Below are 252 nucleotides of genomic sequence, written 5' to 3' on the forward strand. Positions count from 1 at the left end.
GGCGTCCCCTAGGGGACTCGAACCCCTGTTACCGCCGTGAAAGGGCGGTGTCCTAGGCCACTAGACGAAGGGGACACGCTACCCGGAACACATGGTGTGTGTTTCGGTGTCCAGATCCGCATCCGAAGATTTGGTTCTGGTTTCACTCAGCACCGCCCGAAAGCACTGCTGTTTAAAATTGGAGCGGGAAACGAGACTCGAACTCGCGACCCCGACCTTGGCAAGGTCGTGCTCTACCAACTGAGCTATTCC

The 252-nt window shown here is 57.5% G+C and carries 1 tRNA gene; it reads right to left on the reverse strand.

Annotated features, from left to right (window positions below):
- Nucleotides 1-2 precede the first annotated feature (2 nt).
- Nucleotides 3-75: transfer RNA gene (locus AC0IXA_RS27850), tRNA-Glu, on the reverse strand.
- Nucleotides 76-252 lie beyond the last annotated feature (177 nt).

This window comes from Pseudomonas sp. AC083, assembly GCF_979253165.1.